The sequence below is a fragment of the Janthinobacterium sp. HH106 genome (assembly GCF_001758725.1).
Lineage (GTDB): Bacteria > Pseudomonadota > Gammaproteobacteria > Burkholderiales > Burkholderiaceae_D > Janthinobacterium.
Genome location: NZ_LRIC01000056.1, coordinates 119,588 through 138,747, shown reverse-complemented (window position 1 = coordinate 138,747; position 19,160 = coordinate 119,588). Strand labels below are relative to the sequence as shown.

Sequence of the window (19,160 nt, the reverse complement as noted above, 5' to 3'; positions counted from 1 at the left end):
CGCTTGCTTTCATCCTTGTGCCGCAGACGCAAAAAAGCGGGGCGGGCGCCTGCGCACCCACCCCGCTTTCTTGAGCAATAATTACTTCGGCTTGACCTGGTTACCGATCACGCCGCCGACAGCGGCGCCGCCGACTGCGCCGACAGCGCTGCCGCCGGTCAGCACGGAACCGGCAACGGCGCCGACGCCAGCGCCGATGGCGGTGTTTTTATCCTGGCCGGACATGTTGGCGCAAGCCGTCAGGCTCAGCAGCAGGGCGGCAACGGAAGTGGTAGCGGCGATTTTTTTAATGATTTGCATGATAGTTCTCCTATGAATTCAGACCTCGTGGCGCCGGCATGGTATGGGCCGGATGACTTCGTGACGCCGTGTGTTTCAGGCACGATCACAGCATAGGATTGCGGCAAGGCAGGGTCTGTTCGGCAACGCACATAGGGGTGTAACAATTGTAAAGGCGCCCACGCCGCGCTCAGCGCACCTTGCGCACGGCTTTCCCCGGCTTGGGCGCCACCGGTTTCACGCGCGCCTGGGCCAGCAGGGCCGCGCACTCGCTATCTTCGACGGGGCCGGTATTGACCAGCGGCAGCAGCGCCGCCACGGGCGCCACCACGGCCAGCGCCAGTGCGCCGCCGGCGCGCAAGGCCAGCACGCCCTTGTCGACGCTCACGTCGGGCTTGCTGAAAGTGCCATGCACGTACAGGGGCGAGCGCAGCGAAAAGACGCGCAAGCCCTTGCTGTCCGGCCGCAGGGTCAGGTCCAGCCGTTCATCGGCCAGGTTCACCGTGCCATCGATATGCAGGACGGCATCATCCGTGTCGACGATAAACTGGCGCGTCTGCATCAATCCTTTGGTGACGGCGAAATCGGCGGCCATGCAGTTCAGCTTGACCTGCTTGTCGCCAGACAGTTTGGCCAGCACGACACTGCCGATATTCAAGCCCATTTCTTCCAGCAGCAGCTTGCTGATGCTGCCCCGGTTGATCAGCGCGCGTACTTCGCCGTTCGAGCTGCCCAGCAGGGTGGCGACGGAATTGCCCGTGGCCGACAGCGAAGCGTCGCCATTGATTTCGCCCACGCTCGCTTGCAGGGCGGGCAGGCGGGGAAACAGTTGCTGGATGTGCAGATGGCGGGCGCTGGCCTTGAGTTCGGCCGCGATGCCGTTGGCGATGACCTTGCCGCTGCCGTCGAGCTTGATTTGCGACGTCAGGGTGCCGCCCGCCACGTTGAAGTTGAGCGGCGTCAATGACAGCACGCCATCCGTCAGCACCACATGCGTGTCGAGCTTGCTGATTGGCAGCTCGGCATCGCGCGTGATCTTGTCGGCCGTGTAGCGCACGTCTGCGTCCAGGCTGGTCCAGCGCTCCGTCTTGAACGTTTCCACCGGCAGCACGCGGCCGGCTGGCTGCGTCGATGCCACGCCGCGTTCCTTCTTGCTGGCGCTGGAATCGGCGCCCACCAGCGGGCCCAGGTCGGAAAATTGCAGCAGGCGCGAGTGGACTTCTCCCGTCAGGCGCTTGCGCGGCGTGCTGGCGGAAAAGGCCAGCTTGCCACTGATGTCGCTGGAACCCACCTTACCGGTGAACTTGTCATACACCCATTCACCGCCGCGCGGCGCCAGGGTGCCCGTCAAATGGCCTTCCGTGCTGAAGTGCGGCGTTTCCGGCAGCAGCACGCCCGTCAATGGATACAGGCTCGCCATGCTGGGTCCCGATAGCTTCAGGCGCACGTCGAGCGCGGCCAGCTTGGCCGGACGCGTCAGGGTGCCTTCGATGGCCATGCTGCTGCCGCCCGCGCGCATGTCGGCCTGGATGGGGAAGGGCGTGCCTTGCTGCTGCAGCGACAGCACGCCGCCGGCCTTGCCGCCGCCCTTGACGCTTTCGCTATGGTATTTTCCCGACAGCGTCCAGGCGATGCCGTAGCGCGCATCGTTCGCGATGGTGTCGACATCGGCGCGCATCGCCGTTTTCGTGACAGCATCGTCCAGATACACGGTGCCCTTGCTGAAGACCACGCCTTGCAATTCCAGCTGCCACGGCGATGGCTGCTCCTGTTTGTCGAAGGTCCAGTTGTTCTTGCCGTCCTTGTTGCGCAGCAAGCGCACCTGCGGCGTGTCGAAGCGCAATTGCGGAATGATGATTTTCTTGTCCAGCAGGGCCAGGGGATTGAGCGAGAACGCCAGCTGGCTGACGGTGGCCAGCTGCGCCCCGTCGTCCGTCCCGGACATGGTGCTTGGGTTGCCCAGGCGCACATCCTTTGCCTGCAGGTGCGGCCATGGCAAATAGTCGCGCCAGCCTTGTTTGCCTCCCGTCGTGGGCTGCTGCCACGTCAGCGTCAGGTCGCCTTCGATGGCAAACGGTCTCCCCAGCGCTTCGCTGGCGCGCGCATTGAGCCAGGGCTTGGCGCGGTTCCAGTCCATATTCATCAGGACGATGGAGGCGGTGACGGGCAGGGCGATGAGCACGGCGGCGCTGGCGAGGGAGATTTTCTGACGGCGGGACAGTTGCATGGTAGACGATTCTTTCTGGACAAGTATTCACGATGCTACAGGAATCGCTCCTCAGCCGGGCCCGTTTCTCGCTTTTACGGTCCGGCACGTGCGCTGGCGCACGTTGCCGATGCAAGTATTGTCGATTTCTTACTCTATGTGCGGCACCGAACGGATATGCGGGGAGCCGGAGCCTATAACGTCTACATCAAACGCCGTTCCTGATTCCAGATGCACCGACGTATGAACCCTAACGCTTACACATTCTTCAGGAGAAAAAAAATGACAAACCGAGATTTCAAGATTTCCCCACTGGCCGCCCTGGCCGCCTGCGCCACGGCCGTTGTCCTGATGACGGGCTGCTCGAGCCTGAAAACGCCAGCCACGGCCGATGTCGCCGTGTCGCGCGCCGCCGTCGATAACGCCGCCAGCGCCGGCGCTGCCGACCTGGCACCCGATGAAATGCGTTCGGCCCGCGAAAAAATGCGCATGGCTAACCAGGCCCTGAAAGACCGTGACTACAAAACGGCGCGCGACCTGGCCGACCAGGCGCAAGCCGATGCCAAGCTGGCGCAAAGCAAGGCCAACTCGGCCAAGGCCACCAGCGCCGCCGATGAAATCAACGAGAACATCCGCGTCATGCGCGAAGAACTCGACCGTGCCAATCAGCAAGCCCCGAAACAATAACCAAGAATAAGAACAGGATTCCATCATGAAAAAAGCTACTTACACCACCATTCCCGGCCTGCTGGCCATGGCCGCCCTCGTTGCCGCCTGCAGTTCCGCACCGACCACCACCAGCCTGCTCGACCAGACCCGCGGCGACTACATGGCGGCGCAATCGAACCCGATGGTATCGACCTATGCGCCACGCGAATTCCGCGAAGCGAGCGCTGCGCTGGAAGCGGCAAACGCCGCCGCCACGCGCCAGGAAGATAGCGAAAAAGTCGACAAGCTGGCCTACCTGGCCAAGCAAAAGATAGCCACGGCGCAAGAAGTCGCCAAGCAGAAAGCGGCCGAAGCCGATATCGCCAACGCGGGCAAGCAGCGCGACCAGTTGCGCCTCGATGCGCGCACGCAGCAGGCTGACCAGGCCACGGCCCGCGCCCAGACGGCGCAAGCGGATGCGGAAGCGGCCAAGGCCCAGGCTCAGGCTGCCGAAGCATCGGCCCGCGATGCGCAAGCGCGCGCCGCCGGACTCGAAGCACAGCTGGCCGACCTGGCCGCCAAGAAAACCGAACGCGGCATGGTCATTACCCTGGGCGACGTGCTGTTTGGCACGGACAAGGCGAACCTGACGGCCGATGGCGTGAATACGGCGCGCAAGCTGGCCGAGGTGCTGAAAAACAACCCGCAGCGCACCGTGCTGATCGAAGGCTTTACCGATAGCACGGGCGGCTCCGCGCACAACCTGGAATTGTCGCAACGCCGCGCCGAATCCGTGCGCAATGCGCTGCTGGAGCAAGGCATCAGCCGTGACCGCATCGCCACGAAAGGCTATGGCGCCGCCTATCCGGCCGCCGGCAACGATACGGCGGCAAACCGCCAGCTGAATCGCCGTGTGGAAATCGTCTTGTCCGAGGACAACACGGCCATTCCCGCCCGCCGTTAAAACACCAGGCCAAACTACGGTTTTTGCCTGGCGTTTGATTTATTAGTAGGCAGCACCGGCCGCTACTTGGCCGGTGGATACCCATGTAATACTTGAAAGGAAGCATCATGACCCAAACATCTGTTGAGATTCCAGCTGGCATCGATACGGCCGCCATCCGCGCCGCCGCCAAAAACCTCGATGACGGCGCCGTGACGGCCGGCTACCAGGGCGACCGCCAGGAGTTGATCACCCTGTTGAATGGGGCGCTGGCCACCGAACTGGTGTGTATTGCGCGCTATAAACGCCATTACTACACCGTGAGCGGGCGCGACAATGGCACCATCAAGGCCGAGTTCCTTGAGCATGCGCAACAGGAGCAGGAACACGCCGACTGGCTGGCCGAACGCATCGTGCAACTCAATGGCAAGCCAGATTTTAATCCTGCAACATTGCTTGCGCGCAGCCATGCCGAGTATGATGACTCCGAAGACGTGCAAAGCATGGTGCGTGCCAATCTGATCGCGGAACGGGTAGCGATCGAGTCGTATCGCCAGATGATCGTCAAAATTGGCGACAAGGACCCGACCACACGCCATTTGTTGATCAAAATCATGGCTGTCGAAGAAGAGCACGCCGATGACATGCGCGATCTAATGGAATAGTGTTTTTGAGTAAAGTAGGTATAGTAACTACATTCATCCACAGCTAAGGAGCTAAACCATGTTGGAAAACAATATCACCACCGTCAATAACGATGTCAAAACCCTGGTCAAGGATGCGCAAGCCCTGTTCAGCGCCGCTGCCGCCCTGACCGGTGAAAAAGCCGATGAAGTGCGAATCAAGGGCATGAAAACCCTGGACGCTGCCCTGGCCAAGGCGCACGAAGCGCAAGCGTCGGCCATCGTTGCTACCAAACAGCTCGCCTCCCAGGCGGACGGTTATGTCAAGGAAAACCCATGGCGCACGGTAGCCGTCGCCGCTGGCGTCGGCGTACTGGTCGGCTTCATTCTGGGCCGCAAGTAATCCATTGTCAGGAGCGATATGGACAAGTCTGCTTCGTCTCACCAGGGGCCGGGATTGATCGGCTCGGTCGCCGGCCTGGCCAAAAACGCCGTCGGACTGATGTTGTCGCGGCTGGAACTGGCCACCATCGAACTGTCGGAAGTGCGCAATCACATGCTGCAGCTCGTGGTCATTTTCGCCCTGGCGACAGTGGCGGGCTTGTTTGCCATCGCTTACGGCAGCGTACTGATCGTTTTCCTGGCCTGGGATAGCCTGGGCTGGAAGATCCTGGCGATCATGACGGTCGTGTTCGTACTGCTGGCCATCGCGCTGGTCATGTATGCGCGCGCCATGCTGCGTCAAGGAAAGCTGTCCATGCCTGCCACCATGGCGGAATTGAAGGCCGACCGCGACATGCTGATGTAAGCGGGCTCACGAGGAGAATTCATGTCGGAAACCGACAAACTGGCGGCGCAAGCCGCCCGCAAGCGCCTGCTGATCGCCCAGGGCGAAATGTATCGCGTGGGCATCGTGCATGCGCGCGCTAACGTGGGCTATGCCCTGCGTCCCGAATCGCTGCTGCAGGGCGTGGTCGAAACGGCGGTCGGCTTTGCCGGCCACCGCGTCGAGTCCTTGCTGGCGCCGGGCGGCATGCGTTTGCAGGGCGCCATGCCCTACGTGCTGACGGCGCTATCGTTTATTGGGCGCAAGAAGCTCGTCAAGCCGGCCCTGGTCCTCGTGGCCGTGGCCGCAGTGGCCGCCAGCTGGCTGCGCCGCAAGCGCTGAACGCCAGCCGTGTTGCACACGAACGCCGTCATTGACGGCGTTTTTTTTGCCCGTACCCAACGTCCGGCACGGGCAGGCGCAATCCCTTACAATGATTCACGCCGCATTTTGCGCGGCGCACAGAGGGGCCATCTTGATGACGAATTCGAAGACACCGATCAATCAGTTAAATCCCTCGCGCCTGCGCATCGTGCTGGTGCTGCAGGGCGGCGGCGCACTGGGCGCCTACCAGGCCGGCGTCTACCATGCGCTGCACGAACATGGCCTGGCGCCCGACTGGGTGGTGGGCACCTCGATCGGCGCCATCAATGCCGCCATTTTGGCCGGCAACAAGCACGAGGACAGGCTCGTGCGTTTAAAACAGTTCTGGCAGCGCGTGGCGCACCGCGACAGCGTCGACATGAATCTCGTTTCGGACCAGCAGCGCCGCTCGAACATCTGGCTGGCCACGCTCGATACGGTGCTGCGCGGCGTGCCCGGCTTCTTCAAGCCGCGCATTTTCAGCCTGTTCTCCGCAGGAATCGCCGTCAAGCCGGAAGAGGCCAGCTTCTATGACACCAGTGAGCTGGCCAGCACCCTCGAGGAACTGGTCGATTTCGATTACCTGAACCAGCCCGGCGGCATGCGCCTGACGGTCAACGCCCTGCGCGTCAAATGCGGCAGCCTCACCAGTTTCGACAGCCAGCAGCAACCCCTGACGGCGGACCATATCCGCGCCAGCGGCGCCTTGCCGCCCGGCTTTGCCGGCGTGCGCGTCGATGGCGATTTATATTGGGATGGCGGCCTGTACTCGAACACGCCGCTGGAAACCGTGCTCGACGACACGCCCCACGTCGACACCCTGGTCTTCATGGTCGACCTGTGGAGCTCGGAAGGGCCGGAACCGACCACCCTCGATGAGGTGCAGACGCGGCAAAAGGACGTCACCTTCGCCTCGCGCTCGAAACGCCATATCGCCGACTATGTCAATACGCACACCTTGCAGCGCAAATTGCGCGAGCTGTACGCCGGCCTGCCCGACACAAAGCACAACCGCCAGCAGACGGAAGAGCTCGTAGCGCTGGGCTGCGACAGCACCATGCACATCGTGCGCCTGCCGTATGCGGGGCGCGACTGGCACATGGCGGCCAAGGATATCAATTTCTCCAAGGGCTCCATCGAGTGGCGCTGGGAGCAGGGCTACCAGGATGGCTTGCGCGCGATCAAGGCGGCCGGCTGGCTGGCCTTCGTCACGGAAGACACGCCGCTCGTGGTGCACGAACTCCCGCCCTATGAGCGCGATGCGGCTTAGTGACGCCTGTCAAAACCTGCTGCGCGTCGGTATAGGCGGCCTGCGATGCTCACCGTACCTTCCGTACGGTTGCGCTTCTTAGCCACCTCTCCCTCCCGCTCGCGACGGTTTTGTCAGGTGTTGCAATGTTGTTCAGCGTCGCAACAGCACGGCGCATCACTGCGGATGCGCCGCTGCACGCAGTTTTTCCGCGTTCGCCATGTCTTGCCGGTAAGTATCCTGCGCCTCCTTCAGGCAGGTGGCGCGCGTGGCGGATGGCTCCAGGCGGCACGCTTTTTTGGCCTCGGCCAGGGCGGCGGCGATTTCCCTGCGCAAAGTGCGCAGCTGGGCTTGCGCCGTGCTGTCTTCCTGGTACCAGCGTTGCGGGTCGCCCGGCTGCGGCGTGGCCGTCTGCGCCAGTGCCATCGGCGCCAGGCTGCAGGCGAACAGGGTGGCCAAGAGTGTATTGTGAATAGTCATGATATTTCCTCCTTGAAATAAAAAAGGCGCCGTAGCGCCTTTTTTTACAACCTGCCCGTCAGTAATAGCAGGATCAGTATCACTACGACCAGGCCGGCGATGCCGCTGGGGCCGTAACCCCAGTTGCGGCTATGCGGCCAGGTAGGCAGGACGCCGACCAGGGCCAGGATCAAGATGATCAGAATGATGGTGCCCATGGCAACTCCTTGTTATGGTACGACTCATGCGAGATGGCGGATGCCTGCTGACAAGCTCCGCCGAGAATTAATAGCGGTAGACGCGCCCGTCGACGACGCGCACGCGGTTGCCCGGGCGCAAATCATTCGCGTTGTCCTGCACTACAGTACGGTATTCGCCGTTGTCGAGACGCACGCTGATCTGGTAGGCCTGCGCCTGCTGCCTGCGGCCTTCGACCTGGTTGCCCACGACGCCGCCGGCGACGGCGCCCGCCACGGTGGCGGCCGTGCGTCCGCTGCCCGAACCGATGGTATTGCCCAGCAGGGCGCCGGCGATGCCGCCGACCACGGCGCCGGCGCCGCTGGTTTGACCGCCACCCTGCACGATCTGGATGGAGTCGACGGTGCCGTACATGGCGGACTCAGGCTGGTTGGCCGGGTAATATTGTTGCGACTGGGTAGGGCCGGTGGCACAACCGCTCAGTACGGCGGTGGCGGCGAGCATCAGTGCAGCCAAGGTGGCGTTGGTTTTCATTTTATTCTCCTGACGAGGTGAGGGTGTAGAGCCATCTTAGTCATGCCCCTGTCCCCGGTCTGTACGCTGCCGCACGTACTTATTTGCAGTCGAAAAGGGTAGTGCGGGCTGGAGCGATCCGGCAAAAACGTTGTTATTTCTCCATATTGCCCTTCCACTTTCAAAATAAATTACTTGTGTACGGCAGCGTACAGAAGAGCGGCGACTATCCACGTAAAACGGTAGTCATGCCAAGCAGACATGCTTGCTACCACCAGGGAGAAATACAACATGAACAAGAATAAGCTTTTCACCGCCATCGTCGTCAGCCTGGCATGCGCCGCATGGGGCGGCCAGGCAGTGGCGGCCACGCCGGAAGCAAAAGCAGCGTACAAGGCGGCCAATGAACAGGCTGGCCTGAATTACAAACTGGCGCATGCCGAGTGCGAAAAAATCACGGGCAACCCCAAGGATGTCTGCATCGCCGAGGCGAAGGCCGTGCGTACCTACGATGAAGCCGTGGCCCAGGCGCAATACACGAATACGCTGCGTGCCTACACCAAGGCGCGCATCAAGATTGCCGATGCCAATTACGATGTCGATCTGGCCCGCTGCAATGCGCTGACGGGCAACGACAAGGATGTCTGCGTCAAGCTGGCCAAGTCCACCAAAGTGGCGGCGCTGGCCGACGCCAAGGCGGACAAGAAAGTCATCGAAGCGCGCAGCGATGCGCGTGAAGCAAAAAGAAAAGCCGAGTACAAGGTCGCGACAGAAAAATGCGATGCATTGGCCGGCGCAGCCAAGGATGACTGTATCAAGGCTGCAAAAACCCAGTTTGGCTACTGAGCTCCCTCCGGCGCGCAGTCACCACACTGGTATAAGAAGCTCATTGTGAGCACATTGATTGACCACTCCTAAGGAAAAAACCATGAAATTCACTAAATCTATCGCTACTGGCCTTTTCGTCGCTTCCCTGTTCGCCGTTGCAGGCTGCGCTTCGACCCCAACCAAGGAAGGCACGGGCGAATACCTCGACGACGCCGCGATCACCACCAAAGTGAAAGCCAGCATCTTCAATGAGCCTACCCTGAAATCGACGGAAATCAACGTTGAAACCTTCAAGGGCGTGGTTCAGCTGAGCGGCTTCGTTGCCCAGCCAGCCGATGCCGCCAAAGCGGGTGAAGTTGCCCGTGGCGTCAAGGGCGTGAAGTCGGTGAAAAACGACATCCGCGTCAAGTAATGGCCTGACCTGCCGCAGCGGCCAGCCTCACGGCTGGCCCTGTGGCCTTCCACCGACCGTCGCGGGAATCGCATGCATACCCAGCCTTCAGATACCCCGCCCGATCCGGTGGCGGCTGCCTCCACCGAGCCTGCCGGGCCACCTCCCGGCGCGCCCGTGGAGCAGCCAGACTCAACCTTGCGCTTGCCGCTGCATGTCAATGCGCGTGGCATGGCCTTGGGCATCATCGCCACCGTCAGCTTTATTTATGCGCTGCAGTGGGCACAGAAATTCCTCATTCCCGTCATCTTCGGCATTTTCATTGCCTACACCCTCAATCCCGTTGTCGCCTGGCTGGAAAAGCTGCGCCTGCCGCGCGCCATCGGCGCCACGGCCGTCACGGCCCTGATCCTGTTCGGCTCCATCGTCGTGGTCGAGCGCGTGCAGGGCGAATTCGAATCCATCGTTGAAGAGTTGCCGGCCGCCACGCATAAACTGTCGCGGCTGATCGCCGCCAATACGGGCGGCAAGAACAGCACCTTCCAGAAGATGCAGGCCGTGGCCAATGAAATCGAGCAAGTGGCCGCCGGCGCCGAAGCGCGCCGCAACAACCGCCGCGCCGCCGCGGCCGAGGCGCCCAACTTCAAGATCATGGACTGGGTCTGGGCCGGTTCGCTGGGCCTGGTGGGCTTCCTCAGCCAGGCCACCATGGTCATCTTCCTCGTATTCTTCCTGCTGCTGTCGGGCGACACCTTCAAGCGCAAGCTCGTCAAGCTGACGGGACCGTCGCTGAGCCGCAAGAAGGTCACCGTGCACATCCTGGAAGACATCAACACTTCAATCCAGAACTATATGTTCATGCTGCTCGTCACGAATGTCTTGCTGGCCGTCCTGATGTGGATCGCCCTGCGCGTGATCGGGCTGGAAAACGCGGGCGCCTGGGCCATCGTGGCCGGCTTGCTGCACATCATGCCGTATTTCGGCCCCTTGCTCATCACCATCGCCACGGGCCTGGTCGCCTTCCTGCAGTTCGAATCGCTGGAAATGGTCTTGCTGGTGACGGGCACGTCGATGGCCATCGCCACCCTGGTGGGCACCTTTGTCACCACCTGGATGACGGGGCGTATCGCGCGCATGAATCCTACTGCCGTGTTCGTCAGCCTGCTGTTCTGGGGCTGGCTGTGGGGCGTCTGGGGATTGCTGCTGGGCGTGCCCATCATCGTCATGGTGAAGGTCGTCGCCGAGCGCGTGCAAGGCATGGAAGTGGTGGCGGAACTGCTGGGCGAATAGCTTGCGGCAACGCCAAGAAAAACGGCGCCCTCGGGCGCCGTTGCTGCATCCGGAACGACACCTTACGACTGGTGGCGTTTCAGTATCTTCACTTGCACGTCGCCGTCTTCCGTCTTCGGCATATCCTTCATGCTGCCCAGCTGCAAGGCGAACTGGCGTGTAAATTCGGCGCCCAGGAAGAAGATTTGCGCCGAGTAATACACCCACAGCAGCAGGGCGACCAGCGAACCGGCGGCGCCATAGCTGCTGGCCACGCCGCTATTGCCGATATACACACCAATCGCATATTTCCCCAGTGAAAACATGAAAGCCGTGCCGATGGCGCCGATCAGCACGTCGCGCCAGGACAGGCGCACGCGCGGCAGCATTTTATAGATGACGGCAAACAGGCTGGCGATGACGGCAAAGCCGATCAGGTTCGACAGGATGGTAAACAGCACGGCAGTGTCTTTCCACACGCCTTCCCAAAAGTTGGCGAGGATGGCCATGGCGGCGTTGACCACCAGCGACACCATCAGCAGGAAGGCCAGCACCAGTACCAGGCCAAACGACAGCAAGCGCGTGCGCACCATGTCCCAGGCGCCCGCTTCCTTCAAGGGTGGCACTTGCCAGATTTCATCAAGGCTGGCTTTCAGTTCGGCAAATACGCTGGTGGCGCCAAACAGCAGCAGGGCGCTGGCGATGAGGGTGGCGATGCGGCCCTGTTCATGGTTTTTCGCGCCGGCCAGCACGAGCTGGATGGCTTCGGCGCCCTGCGTGCCCAGCAAGCCCTGCAGTTGCCCCATCAGCTCGCCGCGCGCGGCGGCCGGACCATAGAAAAAGCCGGCGATGGCGATCACCAGTACGAGGATGGGGGCGATGGAAAACAGGGTGTAATAGGCGAGGGCGGCGCCCTTGCTCGAGGCGCGGTGTTCCAGCCATTCGGTGACGGAGCAGTAGACGACGCTGCGCATCTGCTTGCTTAACGGCGCGAGACCGGCCAGTCTGGGATAGCGGGTAAAGAAATTCATGATGGCTTTCAATGCAAAAAAGGGGCGCGAGCCCCTTTTTTTTAATTCACAAGTGGCGTACCACTGTCGAGCTTACTGCACGCGGCGTTCGATGGTGATTTGTTCCACTTCAACGCGGCGGTTAGGTTCCAGGCACTTGATCAGGTCGGCACGTTTCTTGTTGTTGCACTCCACGACCGGATTGGTCGAACCCTTGCCTTCAGCCGTCAGGCGGTTGGCGGCGACACCGTGCGCGACCAGGTATTCCTTGACTGCGTCAGCGCGCTGCTGCGACAGTTTCAGGTTGTACTTGGGCGAACCGATACGGTCGGCATAACCACTGATGACGACGTTGTTGACGTCCGGCGCTGCGTTCAGCACGCGTGCGATTTCGTCGAGCTTGGTTTGCGTCGGGCCCAGCTTGGCGCTGTCGAACGCGAACAGTTCCGTTGCCGACATCGTCACTTTTTCAAAGCGTGGCGGCGGTGGCGGTGGTGGTGGCGGCACGACCACGACGACTTCTTCACGTACTGGCGGCGGTGGCGGTGGTGGCGGCGGTGCAGGCGGTTTGTCGAACGCGTAGTTCAAGCCCACGGTGACGTAGTAGTTGTTGGACTTGCTGCTCGGGTCGAACGTATTGCCGCGCAGGAAACCGTGCACATTGCGCACGTCAGCCTGCAGGGACAGCTGCTCCGTAATGCTGGACTGGAAACCCAGGCCCACGCTCGCGTATGGCGAGCTCTTTGTGCGTTCACCGAAGGCGAAGCTGGTGTCCTTGTCGCGCTGCATGCCGGCACCGACCAGCAGGAAAGGACGGAAGGCTTTGCGCGAGAACATGTACAAGCCGTCTACGCCCAGCGTATTTTGCTGGTAGCGCTGACCGCCATCCTTGGAACGGGCATACGTGGTGCCCAGCTGGATATCCCAGTCCTGGGAAACAGGCTTACCGAAACGCAAGCCTGCGCCATAACCGGTTTTATCCGTGGCGAAGTCGGAATCTGGCTTGAGTGCGTTGATGCTAGGTTGAATATACCAGGAGGGATTGATTTCCTGGGCCTGTGCGCCGAGGGCGGAGCACAGGACTGCGGCGGCAACGGCGATTTTTTTTAGATTATTCACAAGTAACTCCCAACGTTGATAAGAGATTTTCTCTACGGCATCAAAGACACATCTTGCTACACGTGCTATTGCTAGATATAGACCACACTTCCAGGTGCGCATTCTTGTGATAAATGCACTGCTGTTGGACTAGAGAATACGATTGCAGGTTCTGGTGGTCGGTGCGCTGGCGCACAAAGCATTGCGGTATATCAATAGTGTTGCAGATTCACGACAAAGATTTTGGTGTTGAAAAAAACTAATTTTATTGGTGAAACTTTTACAAGCACGGTCATTGCCTGGCACCGCGGCGACAGGCAATCGTACGACTTGTCACCTGCATGCCACTGTATATTAGCAACAATGATGAGCTTGATAACTAATAATACATTGATGTTGTATTCCGGCCGCGTTCTGTTGTTTTTCTGGGCTTCCGCTAGGCAACTTTTGCGCGCCGCAGCCAGCTCCGCCACTTTTTCTCAAGGAGTCATCCGTGCCTGACCTGTCCCGTGTTCTTACTTCCCCGCTGTCCGGCAAGCTGGGCCCGCTGTGCCTGCTGCTGTCGCTGGGCCTGGCGGCGCCAGCCTGGGCCGATAGCGGCGTGTCCCTGTTTTCACCGAGCGGCACGGTCAAGGCCGTGCGCCAGGTGCGGGCCCAGTTCGCCACGCCGATGGTGCCGTTCGGCGACATGGGCTTGCCCGCGCCGTTCGCCATCGATTGCGGCAAGGCCGAGCCGGCCGTCGTGGCGGGCGCGGGGCGCTGGGCCGACGAACGCAACTGGAACTTCGATTTCGAGCGCGACTTGCCGGCCGGCGTGGCCTGCAGCTTTACCTTGAAGCCGGGGCTCAAGGACCTGGCGGGCCAGACCCTGCAGGGAAGCACGTCCTACCGCTTTTCCACGGGCGGCCCGGCCATCGTCGAGGCCGTACCGTATGACGGCCAGCCCTACATCGACGAAAACCAGATCTTCGTGCTGGGCCTGGACGCCGTGCCGAACGAGGCCAGCGTGGCCGCCAACGCGTATTGCCGTGCCGATGGCATCAATGAAAAGATTCCCGTGCGGCGGCTTGTAGGCAAGGAACTGGAGCAGGTATTGACCCTGCGCAAGAATTTCCTCGACCGCTACCTGACCGTGTACTTCAAGAAGCGGGGCACGGTCTGGAAAGTGGGCATGCCCGTCGCCAGCAAGGGCGCGCCGGCGCTGCCCGTCACGGTGCTGCAATGCAAGCGCAGCTTCCCTGCCAATGCCAAGGTGTCGCTGGTGTGGGGCGAGGGCATCGCCAGCGCCGGCGGTATCGCCACGGACAAGGCGCAAACCCTGCAGTTCAAGACGCGTCCCGACTTCACGGCCAAGTTCAGCTGCGAGCGCAGCAATCCGAAGGAGCAATGCATTCCCTTCCTGCCCATGCGCGTGCAGTTTTCCGCGCCCGTGAGCGCGGCGCAGGTGCGCGCCATGACCCTGAAGGGCGGCGGCAAGACCTATGCGCCGACGATTTCAAAAGAGGAGGAAAAGGCGGAATTCCTGTATGGCGCCGTCTTCAATGGTCCATTTCCCGTGCAGGCCAGTTTTGTGCTGAACTTGCCGCCGAAACTGACGGATGATGCGGGCCGCGCCTTGCTCAACCGCGCGCGCTTCCCCATGACGGTGCGCACGGGCGAACAGCCGCCGCTGCTCAAATTCCCGGCCCCGTTCGGCATCATCGAAGCGAAGGGCGACGGCTTGCTGCCCGTCACCGTGCGCAATATCGAGCCTGTGCTGTCGGGCAAGGAAGTCGCGCAAGCCTCGGCTGCCGCCACGGGCGCCAGCTTGCGCGTGCCCGACAATGACGACAAGTTCATCATCGAGTGGATGCAGCGCCTGGCCGGCAATGGCGACGGGGGCGAATACTGGCAGCCTTACGCCCAGTATGCGGGCAACATGAGCAAATCCGTGCTGGCGGGCGCTGCCGGCACGCGCCCCATCAGCCTGCCGCGTCCCGATGGCCGGAAAACCTTTGAAGTGATCGGCATCCCATTGCAGAAGCCGGGCTTTTATGTGGTCGAGCTGGCCAGCCCCATCCTCGGCAAGGCGTTGCTGGGCAAACCGACGACCGCGTATATCCGCACGGCCGCGCTGGTGACGAACCCGGCCGCCCACTTCAAGCATGGCGCGCAATCGTCGCTCGTGTGGGTGACCTCGCTGGACAAGGGCGCGCCTGTTGCGAAAGCGCAAGTGGCCGTGCGCGACTGCGCCGGCAAGCTGCTGTGGCAAGGCGCCACGGGTGCGGACGGCGTGGCGCACATTCCCGGCGAGCTGGCCAATTCCAGCTGCAAGAACAATGGCCGCTACTTTATCAGTGCGCGCAGCGGCGGCGACATGACGTTCACCCTGTCGGACTGGGTGGGCGGCATCGAAGCCTGGCGTTTCAACTTGCCCACGGATGACACGCGCGCCGACAACACCTTGCTGGCCACGGTATTCGACCGCACCTTGCTGCGCGCCGGCGAAACCGTGCACATGAAGCACTTTATTCGCAAGCACACGGCCGAAGGCATGAGCCTGGTCGACAAGAACAACGGTCCCGGCAGCGCCACCTCCGTCGTCATCACGCACCAGGGCAGCGACCAGAACTATCAATTACCGCTGCGCTGGTCCGCCGGCGGCACGGCGGAAAGCGACTGGCTCATCCCCGCCGACGCCAAGCAGGGCGAATACAGCGTGACGATGGCGGGCCGCCCGTCCGGCAGTTTCCGCGTGGAAGCGTTTCGCGTACCGACCATGAAAGCCGTGCTGCAGGGACCGAAGGCCCCCGCCGTGCAGGCAAAGCAGCTGGCCCTCGATGCGCAAATCACGTATCTGGCCGGCGGCGCCGCCACCAACGCGCCCGTCAAGCTGCGCACGGTACTGCAAGACAAGAGCGTGACGTTTGCCGACTATCCCGATTTCAGCTTCAGCAATGGAGACGTGAAGGAAGGCTTGGTGAAGCAGGGCACGGGCTACGACGACGATGAGGGCGAGTGGCAGGACGAAGGCAATGGCGGGCGTGCCGGCGCCGGCGCGGCTGCCGCGCGCACGCAAAGCTTGACCCTCGACAAGGCGGGCGGCGCGCGCATCGTCATCGACCAGTTGCCGCAGCTGTCCGTGCCGCGCGACCTGGTGGCGGAAATGGCTTTCCAGGATGCGAATGGCGAGACGGCATCCGTCGCCACGCGCGTGCCGCTGTGGCCGTCGAACTACGTGATCGGCATCAAGCCCGATGCCTGGGCCTTGAGCAAGGATGCCTTCAAGTTCACGGTGGCCGTGCTCGGTACCAATGGCAAGCCCGTGGCGAACGCCCCGGTCGCCGTCGACTTCTTCCAGCGCAACAGCTATTCGCACCGCCGGCGCCTGATCGGCGGCTTCTATGCGTATGAAAACAGCAGCGAAGTGGTCAAGCTGGGCCAAGCGTGCTCGGGCAAGACGGACAATAAGGGCCTCTTGACTTGCGACGTGAAGGCGCCCGCCAGCGGCAATCTGGTGTTGCGCGCCCGCACGCAGGACAGTGCCGGTAATGCGGCCGTCGCCAACCGCGAAACCTGGGTGGCCGGCAGCGGCGACTGGTGGTTCAACGCCAGCGACAATGACCGCATCGACGTCTTGCCTGAAAAGAAACGCTATGAGCCGGGCCAGGAAGCGAGCTTGCAGGTGCGCATGCCGTTCCGTTCGGGCACGGCCCTGATCACGGTCGAGCGCGAAGGCATCCTCGACACCTATGTGCGCCAGTTGAACGGCCGGGAACCTGTGGTGAACATCCCGGTCAAATCGAATTACGCACCGAATGTGTATGTCTCCGTGTTTGTCGTGCGGGGCCGGGTCGATGGCGTGCAGCCGACGGCGCTGGTCGACCTGGGCAAGCCGGCCTACAAGATGGGCATCGCGCCGCTGAACGTGGGCTGGCAGGCGCATGAACTGAACGTCATGGTCGTGTCCGACAAGGAAGTATATAAAACGCGCGACAAGGCGGAAGTGTCCGTGCGCGTGCGCCGCGCTGACGGAAAACCGCTGCCGGCCGGTGCCGAAGTGGCGCTGGCGGCCGTCGACACGGGCTTGCTGGAGCTGATGCCCAACGATAGCTGGAAGTTGCTCGATACCATGATGGCGCAGCGCAGCTTGCAGGTGGAAACGGCGACGGCGCAGATGCAGGTGATCGGCAAGCGCCATTTCGGCCGCAAGGCGTTTCCGGCCGGCGGGGGCGGCGGCAAGGGCGCCAGCCGCGAGCTGTTCGATACCTTGCTGTTCTGGAAGGGCACCGTCAAGCTCGACGCCAAGGGCGAAGCGACGGTGCAGGTGCCGCTCAACGATTCCTTGACGGGATTCCGCATCGTTGCGATTGCCAGCGCGGGCAAGGAATTGTTCGGCACGGGCAGCACGGATATCCGCAGCTCGCAAGACTTGATTTTGATGTCGGGCTTGCCGTCCCTCGTGCGCGAAGGCGACCAGTTGCGCGCGGGCTTTACGGTGCGCAACACCTCGGCCGCCTCCTTGAACGTGGACCTCAATGCCACGGCGGCTGGCAAGGCCTTGCCGCGCCAGAGTTTGACGTTGGCGGCGGGCGAAGCGCGGGAGACGGGCTGGGATTACCAGGTGCCGCTTGGCGCGCCAACTGTCGTGTGGGAGATCAGCGCCAAGGCGGGTAGCGGGCTTGGCAACACCTCCGATAAACTGAAAATCACGCAAAAAGTCGGCCAGGCCACGCCCGTGCGCACGTACCAGGCCACCTTGATGCAGATCGACAAACCCGTCAATATGTCCGTGCAAATGCCGGCCGGCGCTTTGCCGGGCCGGGGCGGCCTGCAGACGAGCTTTGTCGCCAAGTTGGGCGGCGAGCTGCCCGGCGTGCGCGAGTACATGGCCGCCTACCCGTACACCTGCTTCGAGCAAAACACGTCGAAGGCCATCGCCCTGCAAGACCAGGACGCGTGGAACAAGCTGGCCGCCAGCCTGCCCGCCTACCTGGACGGCGACGGCTTGCTGAAATATTTCCCCATCATGGAGCAGGGCAGCGACAGCCTGACGGCCTACGTGCTGTCGGCCACCAGGGAAGCGGGCTATGCGATTCCCGAGCAGACGAAGAACCGCATGGAAGCAGCCTTGACGGCCTTCGTGCAGGGCAAGATCGTGCGCCGTTCCGCGCTGGCCACGACCGACCTGGCCGTGCGCAAGCTGGCCGCGCTGGAAGCGCTGTCGCGTTCGAACAAGGTGCCGCCCGATGCGCTCGAGAGCATCAGCATCAGCCCGAACCTGTGGCCGACCTCCGCCGTCATCGACTGGAGCTTGCTGCTGCAACGCACGCCTGGCCTGGCGCGCCGCGATGCGCTGCTTGCCGAGGCGCAGCAGATTTTGCGTTCGCGCCTGAATTTCCAGGGCACCACCATGGGCTTTTCCACCGAGCGCAAGGATAACTGGTGGTGGCTGATGGTGTCCGGCGACGTCAACGCCAACCGTTTATTACTGGCCGTGATGGACGACCCGGCGTGGAAGGACGACATCGGCCGCCTGGTGCGCGGCAGCATGGGGCGCCAGAAAAAGGGCCGCTGGGATACCACGGTGGCCAACGCCTGGGGCACCCTGGCCATCGCCAAATTCTCGGCTAAATTCGAGTCGACGCCGGTGACGGGCGCCAGTGCCGTCAAACTGGGCGGCGATACGCAAGCGCTCGTGTGGAATGGCGCGGCGAAAGTCGGCCCCGTGCTGCAGGCGTGGCCGACGGGCACGGATACCCTGGGCCTGGCACACAGCGGCATGGGCAAGCCGTGGGCCACCGTGCAAAGTCTGGCGGCCATTCCGCTCCAGGCGCCCGTGTCCAGCGGCTACACGATCAAGAAAACCGTAACGCCGGTGGAACAGAAAACCACCGGCCAATGGTCGCGCGGCGACGTCTACCGCGTGCGCCTGGAGTTGTCGGCGCAGGCGGACATGAGCTGGGTAGTGGTCGACGACCCGATACCGGCCAGCGCCACGGTGCTGGGCAATGGACTGGGGCGCGACTCGCAGCTGCTGACGGCCGGCGAAAAATCCACGGGCTGGGTCTGGCCCACGTTCGAGGAACGGGCGTTTGACGCTTTCCGCGCCTACTATGCCTTCGTGCCGAAAGGTAACTGGAGCGTGGAATACACGGTGCGCCTGAACAATGCCGGGGATTTCAGCCTGCCGGCCACGCGTATTGAGGCCATGTATTCGCCCGAGATGTTTGGCGAAGCGCCGAATGCGAATGTGAAGGTGGGGCAGTGAAGAGTTT

General features: G+C 62.2%; 18 protein-coding genes. 11 read left to right on the top strand and 7 right to left on the bottom strand.

Annotated features, from left to right (window positions below; genetic code table 11):
* Positions 1-81: 81 nt before the first annotated feature.
* Entirely contained in the window at positions 82-300 is a 219-nt protein-coding gene (locus JAB8_RS21585; RefSeq protein WP_034758955.1) for a glycine zipper 2TM domain-containing protein, read from the bottom strand.
* 169 nt (positions 301-469) lie between these two features.
* Positions 470-2,506 (bottom strand): AsmA family protein, encoded by a 2,037-nt coding sequence (locus JAB8_RS21580; RefSeq protein ID WP_070291345.1) that lies wholly within the window; start codon positions 2,504-2,506, stop codon positions 470-472.
* 261 nt (positions 2,507-2,767) lie between these two features.
* Here JAB8_RS21580 and JAB8_RS21575 point away from each other — a divergent pair, with 261 nt between their 5' ends.
* The 7 genes from JAB8_RS21575 to JAB8_RS21545 all read left to right on the top strand — a co-directional run bounded on the left by JAB8_RS21575 (position 2,768) and on the right by JAB8_RS21545 (position 7,158).
* The gene (locus JAB8_RS21575) at positions 2,768-3,172 is read left to right on the top strand and encodes a DUF4398 domain-containing protein (RefSeq protein WP_070224911.1); all 405 of its coding nucleotides are present in this window, start codon (positions 2,768-2,770) and stop codon (positions 3,170-3,172) included.
* 25 nt (positions 3,173-3,197) lie between these two features.
* A complete protein-coding gene (locus JAB8_RS21570; RefSeq protein ID WP_070224912.1) occupies positions 3,198-4,097 on the top strand; it encodes an OmpA family protein in 900 nt (299 codons plus the stop codon).
* 107 nt (positions 4,098-4,204) lie between these two features.
* Positions 4,205-4,741: a ferritin-like domain-containing protein gene (locus JAB8_RS21565; RefSeq protein ID WP_070224913.1), complete on the top strand. Its 537-nt coding sequence runs from the start codon at positions 4,205-4,207 to the stop codon at positions 4,739-4,741.
* 58 nt (positions 4,742-4,799) lie between these two features.
* On the top strand, positions 4,800-5,102 hold the full coding sequence (locus JAB8_RS21560; RefSeq protein ID WP_070224914.1) for a DUF883 family protein: 303 nt from the start codon (positions 4,800-4,802) through the stop codon (positions 5,100-5,102).
* A gap of 18 nt (positions 5,103-5,120) precedes the next feature.
* Positions 5,121-5,507, top strand: coding sequence for a phage holin family protein (locus JAB8_RS21555; RefSeq protein WP_070224915.1), 387 nt, complete (start codon positions 5,121-5,123; stop codon positions 5,505-5,507).
* A gap of 21 nt (positions 5,508-5,528) precedes the next feature.
* Complete coding sequence (locus tag JAB8_RS21550; protein ID WP_070224916.1) at positions 5,529-5,867, top strand: hypothetical protein; 339 nt, start codon at positions 5,529-5,531, stop codon at positions 5,865-5,867.
* A gap of 136 nt (positions 5,868-6,003) precedes the next feature.
* Positions 6,004-7,158 carry a patatin-like phospholipase family protein gene (locus JAB8_RS21545; RefSeq protein ID WP_070224917.1) on the top strand — a complete coding sequence of 385 codons (1,155 nt, stop codon included), beginning with the start codon at positions 6,004-6,006 and terminating at the stop codon, positions 7,156-7,158.
* Between the two features lie 156 nt (positions 7,159-7,314).
* Here JAB8_RS21545 and JAB8_RS21540 read toward each other — a convergent pair whose 3' ends face one another.
* The 3 genes from JAB8_RS21540 to JAB8_RS21530 all read right to left on the bottom strand — a co-directional run bounded on the left by JAB8_RS21540 (position 7,315) and on the right by JAB8_RS21530 (position 8,328).
* The gene (locus JAB8_RS21540) at positions 7,315-7,617 is read right to left on the bottom strand and encodes a hypothetical protein (RefSeq protein ID WP_071654449.1); all 303 of its coding nucleotides are present in this window, start codon (positions 7,615-7,617) and stop codon (positions 7,315-7,317) included.
* Positions 7,618-7,661: 44 nt separating this feature from the next.
* On the bottom strand, positions 7,662-7,814 hold the full coding sequence (locus tag JAB8_RS21535; RefSeq protein ID WP_010396415.1) for a DUF3309 family protein: 153 nt from the start codon (positions 7,812-7,814) through the stop codon (positions 7,662-7,664).
* A gap of 67 nt (positions 7,815-7,881) precedes the next feature.
* Positions 7,882-8,328 (bottom strand): glycine zipper 2TM domain-containing protein, encoded by a 447-nt coding sequence (locus JAB8_RS21530; protein WP_070224919.1) that lies wholly within the window; start codon positions 8,326-8,328, stop codon positions 7,882-7,884.
* Positions 8,329-8,598: 270 nt separating this feature from the next.
* Between JAB8_RS21530 and JAB8_RS21525 the strand changes: the two genes are divergently transcribed.
* The 3 genes from JAB8_RS21525 to JAB8_RS21515 all read left to right on the top strand — a co-directional run bounded on the left by JAB8_RS21525 (position 8,599) and on the right by JAB8_RS21515 (position 10,816).
* A complete protein-coding gene (locus JAB8_RS21525) occupies positions 8,599-9,153 on the top strand; it encodes a hypothetical protein (RefSeq protein WP_046682431.1) in 555 nt (184 codons plus the stop codon).
* Positions 9,154-9,235: 82 nt separating this feature from the next.
* On the top strand, positions 9,236-9,547 hold the full coding sequence (locus JAB8_RS21520; protein WP_070224920.1) for a BON domain-containing protein: 312 nt from the start codon (positions 9,236-9,238) through the stop codon (positions 9,545-9,547).
* Between the two features lie 210 nt (positions 9,548-9,757).
* Entirely contained in the window at positions 9,758-10,816 is a 1,059-nt protein-coding gene (locus JAB8_RS21515; RefSeq protein ID WP_227742169.1) for an AI-2E family transporter, read from the top strand.
* A gap of 62 nt (positions 10,817-10,878) precedes the next feature.
* On the opposite strand, the gene JAB8_RS21510 is transcribed toward JAB8_RS21515, so the two are convergent.
* Entirely contained in the window at positions 10,879-11,826 is a 948-nt protein-coding gene (locus JAB8_RS21510; protein ID WP_070224922.1) for a YihY/virulence factor BrkB family protein, read from the bottom strand.
* A 72-nt stretch (positions 11,827-11,898) separates the two neighbouring features.
* Positions 11,899-12,924: an OmpA family protein gene (locus JAB8_RS21505; protein WP_070224923.1), complete on the bottom strand. Its 1,026-nt coding sequence runs from the start codon at positions 12,922-12,924 to the stop codon at positions 11,899-11,901.
* A gap of 472 nt (positions 12,925-13,396) precedes the next feature.
* On the opposite strand from JAB8_RS21505, the gene JAB8_RS21500 reads away from it, so the two are divergent.
* Complete coding sequence (locus JAB8_RS21500) at positions 13,397-19,153, top strand: MG2 domain-containing protein (protein ID WP_254679564.1); 5,757 nt, start codon at positions 13,397-13,399, stop codon at positions 19,151-19,153.
* Positions 19,154-19,160 lie beyond the last annotated feature (7 nt).

Coding starts and splice junctions, on each gene's coding strand:
- JAB8_RS21550 (WP_070224916.1), top strand. CDS start 5,529: ATGTCGGAAACCGACAAACTGGCGGCGCAAGCCGCCCGCAAGCGCCTG.
- JAB8_RS21510 (WP_070224922.1), bottom strand. CDS start 11,826: ATGAATTTCTTTACCCGCTATCCCAGACTGGCCGGTCTCGCGCCGTTA.
- JAB8_RS21520 (WP_070224920.1), top strand. CDS start 9,236: ATGAAATTCACTAAATCTATCGCTACTGGCCTTTTCGTCGCTTCCCTG.
- JAB8_RS21570 (WP_070224912.1), top strand. CDS start 3,198: ATGAAAAAAGCTACTTACACCACCATTCCCGGCCTGCTGGCCATGGCC.
- JAB8_RS21545 (WP_070224917.1), top strand. CDS start 6,004: ATGACGAATTCGAAGACACCGATCAATCAGTTAAATCCCTCGCGCCTG.
- JAB8_RS21540 (WP_071654449.1), bottom strand. CDS start 7,617: ATGACTATTCACAATACACTCTTGGCCACCCTGTTCGCCTGCAGCCTG.
- JAB8_RS21530 (WP_070224919.1), bottom strand. CDS start 8,328: ATGAAAACCAACGCCACCTTGGCTGCACTGATGCTCGCCGCCACCGCC.
- JAB8_RS21560 (WP_070224914.1), top strand. CDS start 4,800: ATGTTGGAAAACAATATCACCACCGTCAATAACGATGTCAAAACCCTG.
- JAB8_RS21575 (WP_070224911.1), top strand. CDS start 2,768: ATGACAAACCGAGATTTCAAGATTTCCCCACTGGCCGCCCTGGCCGCC.
- JAB8_RS21555 (WP_070224915.1), top strand. CDS start 5,121: ATGGACAAGTCTGCTTCGTCTCACCAGGGGCCGGGATTGATCGGCTCG.
- JAB8_RS21580 (WP_070291345.1), bottom strand. CDS start 2,506: ATGCAACTGTCCCGCCGTCAGAAAATCTCCCTCGCCAGCGCCGCCGTG.
- JAB8_RS21515 (WP_227742169.1), top strand. CDS start 9,758: ATGGCCTTGGGCATCATCGCCACCGTCAGCTTTATTTATGCGCTGCAG.
- JAB8_RS21585 (WP_034758955.1), bottom strand. CDS start 300: ATGCAAATCATTAAAAAAATCGCCGCTACCACTTCCGTTGCCGCCCTG.
- JAB8_RS21525 (WP_046682431.1), top strand. CDS start 8,599: ATGAACAAGAATAAGCTTTTCACCGCCATCGTCGTCAGCCTGGCATGC.
- JAB8_RS21565 (WP_070224913.1), top strand. CDS start 4,205: ATGACCCAAACATCTGTTGAGATTCCAGCTGGCATCGATACGGCCGCC.
- JAB8_RS21535 (WP_010396415.1), bottom strand. CDS start 7,814: ATGGGCACCATCATTCTGATCATCTTGATCCTGGCCCTGGTCGGCGTC.